The following is a 5,784-nucleotide window of genomic DNA, read 5'->3' on the forward strand; positions in this document are numbered from 1 at the left end:
GACCTCCGGGGACTGGCTCTTTTGCCCCCGAATTTTTGAAGCATTTGCAGACTATCAACCGGCAAAAGTGCCTGTCCCCAGTTTAGGCAGGTTGAAAAGTTTTATAAGTTTCGCTGTAGTGTTAGCGCTTTTAAGGAAAGCAGGGGACAGGCACTCCGGGACCCACTTGAGCAACATTTTGTGCTTAAAATATCTCATTTTCTGGGACAAGCGGGTCCCGGAAGAGCCAGTCCCCCTGCCACATGCAAAGCGCTAAACAGATACCTATTTTGCAAGTAATCAGTTAACCACCAATATTAACTGTCCAGGTAGATGATTGTGAAAATAATCAGTACAGGGTAACCATTCAGGGTGTCCTCGATGGTGATTGCCGGAAATCACGCCTTAGGCGCTCCCTGTATGGTTACAGTGCCGGGTTGCCTGTCCTTTGCTTTCCTAGAAAGCTCTGAATAGACAGCTGAAAATAGGCCTCGTCCTTGACTAATGCCTTGTTCAAGAATAAACAGACTAACTGTGCGAATACATAAAACATGAATTAAAAACTAGCTGTCTCGCAGGGCGCGCAACCCCTTGCTCCTCGCTGCAGGTTTCCAGGGTTGTGAAATGCAGGTCCTCTCCTGGCTGGCAAACAAAACTCTTAAAAATCGAGTTCTAATAAGCCTCGCGGTGTGAACTCCAAAAACTAACGCGGAAATCCAGGTAGTAGTGACTTACTTTAGAAACCCTGTCACAAAAAACAAGAAAAATTTTGAGTAAACCGAAGATTTCCCGACACTCGTTCAGCGTGGTTATTGGATATGGACCATTGAACAGTTTTTTTTCAAACCACTGGCCCATGCAACTTCAAAAAGATCTTTTTGCAGTCGCATCTTCTAAAAGCGCTGAGAAATCCAGTCCCCTGCGGACAAAACCAAAATCTTGCAGTGTATCTGTTTAGCGCTTTTAAGGAATGCAGGGGACAGGCAACTCCGGGACCCACTTGAGCATCATTTTGTGTATAAAATATCTCATTTTTTGGGACAAGTGGGTCCCGGAAGAGCCAGTCCCCATGCCACATGCAAGGCGCTAAACAGATATATTGCAGTACTGTTAAGATATTTTTTAACCCAGCAACCCTCGAAAACAGGTGTCGACAATGAAAAAGATTCTGGCTGCAGTGATTTTTTTTGGTGCGGTGTTTGCCCTGATGTTCACCTATACCGCCCAAGTGGAGAGAGATTCAGCAGCTGTCATGGAAAATATTCCTAAAAAGGGTACGGTTACCATGCTTAATATCGGGGCTGAATTCTGTCCCCCCTGCAAGGCCATGGAACCGGTGTTGGAGGAAGTTAAAAAACAGTACCGGGACAAAATTCATATGCCATACCTGGACATGCAGCAACATAACAGGCAGGTTCAGATGCTGGGAGTACGCAGTACGCCGACCCAGATATTTTTTGACCACCAGGGACAGGAAAGATACAGGCACGAGGGAATGCTGGAAAAGGAAGAAATCCAGGATATACTGGATAGTCTTTTAGAGAAAAAAACCGCTCATCTTTCCGAAAACACCAAGGGGACATCCTGACATAGAGTTTTTGTAACCATTCAGGGTATGCCGCAATCGGCCTGGGGACAGTCCCCAGTCACGCCAAAGGTGTAAGTGCCAGTAATCACCACCGAGGATCCCATGAATGGTTACGAGTTTATTATTATATTATCCCATAGCAATTATCCTAAACAACGACACTTATTTGTGACTCAGGGGGACTTGTTCTTCCGGCACTGACTTGAAGCTGAAAATCAGGCTCCAAAGGCACAAAATCTCGTATCTGTTCAGCGCTTTTTTGGGAAGGCAGGGGAGAGTCAGTCCCCCTGCTACATGAAAAACGCTGAACTGATACCAGCTTATAAACCGCAAACCGGGAATTTGTTCGCAATAATGATTGTATATGATATAGACCTGATTACAGAACACATCCAGGGCAGTGCCCTGACCATAGGCAATTTTGACGGTGTGCACGTAGGTCACCAGCAGCTTATCCTGCAGGTAAAAAAAAGGGCCAGAAGAATGGGTTTGACCAGCATAGTGCTTACCTTTGATCCTCACCCATTAAGAGTTCTGGTGGGTAAAAATACTCCGCCTTTTATTACTTTGCCTCAGCAGAAACTTGAGCTTATGGAAGAACTTGGAATTGACCATGTTGTCTGCATGCCTTTCAACAAGGACATTGCAGCCATGGAACCCGAAGATTTTGTGCAGCATTTTCTGGTGCAAAAACTAAAGCTGCGAGAACTCATCGTGGGCTACGATTATGTTTTCGGCAAAAACCGCAGGGGTGATTTTAATCTGTTACAGCATTTGGGGCGGATTTATGGATTCAGCGTAGACCAGTTCATGCCGGTAATGGTTGACGGGGCCATTGTAAGTTCTACCCGTATCAGGGACATGGTGGAAAGCGGACGGGTGTGGGAGGTACGTCCACTGCTGGGACGCTTTTACAGCGTGGAGGGCAGAGTCACTACCGGCAGACAGCGTGGGGGTGCTCTGCTGGGGTTTCCTACTGCCAATATTCTTTTAGAGGACGAGCTTTTTCCCCAGACCGGGGTGTATGCAATCTGGGCCGAGGTCTCCGGCGAGGTCCACGCTGCAGTGGCCAACATTGGCTACAATCCGACTTTCGGCAACGATTACCTGTCTGTTGAAGTACATATTTTCGATTTTGACCAGGATTTATATAACCTGATCATAAAAGCCCATTTCGTTCAACGCCTGCGTTCCGAAAAAAAATTTGCCGGACTGGAAGAACTGAAAGCCCAGATAACCCTGGACTGCAAGCTTGCCCGGGACATCCTGCAGATGCCCGAGGCAAAGCTTTGTTGAGGGATTTTTGTGAGTTACTTCTCATATCCTGCCTGTTACGCCTCTGGCAATACACTGGGCCTGCCCGGCCTGCGTAAAACCGGGGTCCCATTCGGAGTGTTTTACCGGGGTTAACCAAATCCAAAGGGTTTCCTTATAGCAGGGTTCAATTGAAGCCACAAAAAACAAGAACCTCGCTAACCACGCTCAGAAACGAGGTCTAAAAGCGTGGCAGGGTGCAAGGCAGGCACGGTTTGCGGAAGACGAAAGTCCAGCACCTGGATTTATCAACTCATGAAGTCTGTCGGCTGAGTCTATAATTGAGATAATCAGCAACTTCCAAAGTTTCCCTGAAGTGTTAACCAAAAAGGAGGATCACTGACCAACATGCCACAAACACAGAAAATTTCCACACCGGCAATGCAGGAAAAAATTTGCTGCCTGGCCGGACTGCTTCACGAAAAAAAGGCAGCTGATATTTATGCCCTGGATGTAACCGTTTACTGCAGCTCTTTTGAAGGTCTTATTCTGGCCACTGCCCAAAACGAGAGACACGCCAGATCCCTGGCCGATCACCTGCTGGCACTGGCCCATGAAAGAAACTGGGATTTCCTGGGCATGGAGGGATACCAGCATTCAGGCTGGATTCTTCTGGACTTCAACGATATCCTGGTCCACATTTTTCAAGAAGAGCATAGAAGCTTTTACAACCTCGAAGGTTTCTGGAGCAGCGGTATATCCGTGGCCTTAAACCTACCGGAGAGTGAACATGCATGACAATCGCCCCCTACTTGTCCTTTTGATGCTTGACGGCTGGGGAATAGCTCCTCCCGGCCCTGGAAATGCACTTTCCCTGGCTTTCACCCCGACCCTGGACCACATACTGGATACTTATCCCTGCAGCTCCCTTTTGTGCTCCGGTCCCAGGGTGGGTCTTCCCCAGGGGCAGATGGGCAACTCAGAAGTCGGGCATTTGAATATTGGGGCAGGCAGAGTAGTCTATCAGGACATCATGCGCATAAGCCTTGCCCTGGAAGAAGGCAAACTCGAACAAAATCCTGTGCTGGAAAACCTTTTGGACAGCCTGCCCCAGGACAGCACCCTGCACCTGATGGGCCTGGTATCTGACGGAGGCGTGCACAGCCTTCAGGAACATCTGCACGGCCTTCTCACAATCCTTGGCAGGAAAAACATTTCCAGTGTACTAGTGCACTGTTTTCTGGACGGCCGCGATACATCACCTACTTCCGGTGCCGGCTATGTGGACCGGCTCCGGGATTTCATGAAGATCTGCGGTACAGGCCGCATTGCCACTGTAATGGGCAGATATTATGCCATGGACCGGGACAAGAGGTGGGAACGTACCCGTGAGGCTTACGACTGCCTGACCCTTGGACGGGCAGAGACTGTCAGGGACCCGGTGCAGGCAATTCAGGATTCATATTCCCGGGGTGTTACTGATGAATTCGTAAAACCCATGGTGGTTACTGGCGAAAACAACCTTCCCGCAGGAACACTTGAGGATAACGATGCGGTGCTCTTGTTCAACTTCAGGGCCGACAGAGCCAGGCAACTGACACAGGCCCTTTACAGCAAAAATTTTCAAAAGTTCAATCGAAGTAAAGTACCAGAACTGACTGTTGTAACTATGACCGAATACGACAAAAACTTCGGCCTTCCTGTACTGTTTCCTCCGGAAACCCTGCACAATATTCTTGGAGAAATCGTATCCTGCAATTCCTTAACTCAGCTTCGCATCGCCGAAACCGAAAAATACGCTCATGTAACATATTTTTTCAACGGGGGACGGGAAGAACCATTTCCAGGAGAGGAACGAGTGCTTATACCATCACCCAGGGAAGTGCCTACCTACGATCATAAACCTGAAATGAGCGCTTTTGAGGTTACAGAAAAATTAAGCAGTCTCATTCGGCAGGAAAAATACAACCTGTATGTCTGCAACCTTGCCAACCTGGACATGGTCGGGCATACCGGCAATATTTTGGCTGCTGTTAAAGCCTGCGAAGCCGTGGACAAATGCACATTATCAGTTCTTGAGGCTGTACAGGAAAAAGGAGGCATACTCCTGCTTACCTCGGATCACGGCAATTCCGAAGACATGCTGGATGAATTCGGCAGCCCCAAGACCGCCCACAGTACCAACCCGGTTCCTTTCTGCATGATAAACAACTCCGGGCATAAACTGCGCTCCGAAGGTATACTGGCGGATATCGCCCCAACCATCCTGGATCTGTGGTCTATTGAGCTCCCTGCTGAAATGGACGGCAACAGCCTGCTTTACAAGGAGAAACATACATGAGCGAACAAAGTTTTATACCACCAGTAAGGCCAGTGGGCATGGAACTGGTCATGTTTTATCCCTGTCCTTACTGTGGACGCAATGTCCCCCTTCTTGCCCCCACTGAACCATCAATGGGAAGCTGTGATTTCTGCAGGAAACAGTTCCCTCTGGTCCCCATAGACAACACCACAGTGCAGTACATCAAACTTATCCTGCATAACGGACAGGCAGCCATTGACCCAGAATATGTCTGAAAAGCCCAGGGGACAGGCACACCGGGACCCACTTAAGCATCATTTTGTGCTTCCTGGACAGGCAAAAGTTTTTTTGTAATCTTTTGTTTTTATTGGCTTTTTTGGCAGATCGAAATATCTTTTGGTTCAGACCAGGTATCTATTCAAATTTATTGACTTTATTTCTTACAACCAAGAACGAAGAACCAGGAACTTTGAACTCTCAAGGTGCTTACAATATCTCATTTTCTGGGACAAGTGGGTACCGGAAGAGCCAGTCCATGGTGGTAAGCAGGTAAGTATCGCTGTAGTGTTAACAATGAACTGATAACTCTTAACTCGCAGGCTACTGATGCTGATACAAAAAAAGGGGATTCCAGTGAGTGGAATCCCCTTTTTTGTGGAGA

Annotated in this window: 5 protein-coding genes; all 5 read left to right on the forward strand. The window is 47.9% G+C overall.

Features of this window, described 5'->3' with window-relative positions; all coding sequences use genetic code 11:
• Positions 1–1,135 precede the first annotated feature (1,135 nt).
• The 5 genes from QZP87_RS06800 (at position 1,136) to QZP87_RS06820 (ending at position 5,398) form a co-directional block, all read left to right on the forward strand.
• A complete protein-coding gene (locus QZP87_RS06800) occupies positions 1,136–1,567 on the forward strand; it encodes a thioredoxin family protein (protein ID WP_291322164.1) in 432 nt (143 codons plus the stop codon).
• A gap of 354 nt (positions 1,568–1,921) precedes the next feature.
• A complete protein-coding gene (locus QZP87_RS06805; RefSeq protein WP_291322165.1) occupies positions 1,922–2,863 on the forward strand; it encodes a bifunctional riboflavin kinase/FAD synthetase in 942 nt (313 codons plus the stop codon).
• A 366-nt stretch (positions 2,864–3,229) separates the two neighbouring features.
• Positions 3,230–3,619 carry a ribosome silencing factor gene (rsfS, locus tag QZP87_RS06810; protein ID WP_291322166.1) on the forward strand — a complete coding sequence of 130 codons (390 nt, stop codon included), beginning with the start codon at positions 3,230–3,232 and terminating at the stop codon, positions 3,617–3,619.
• Positions 3,612–5,162, forward strand: a complete 1,551-nt coding sequence (gene gpmI / locus QZP87_RS06815) for a 2,3-bisphosphoglycerate-independent phosphoglycerate mutase (protein ID WP_291322167.1) — start codon at positions 3,612–3,614, stop codon at positions 5,160–5,162. Before rsfS ends, gpmI begins: the two co-directional genes overlap by 8 nt.
• Positions 5,159–5,398: a hypothetical protein gene (locus QZP87_RS06820; RefSeq protein WP_291322168.1), complete on the forward strand. Its 240-nt coding sequence runs from the start codon at positions 5,159–5,161 to the stop codon at positions 5,396–5,398. The genes gpmI and QZP87_RS06820 overlap by 4 nt, the downstream gene beginning before the upstream one ends.
• The last annotated feature ends 386 nt before the right edge of the window (positions 5,399–5,784 follow it).

Origin of the sequence: Desulfonatronospira sp. (genome assembly GCA_003563255.1) — a bacterium.
Lineage (GTDB): Bacteria > Desulfobacterota > Desulfovibrionia > Desulfovibrionales > Desulfonatronovibrionaceae > Desulfonatronospira.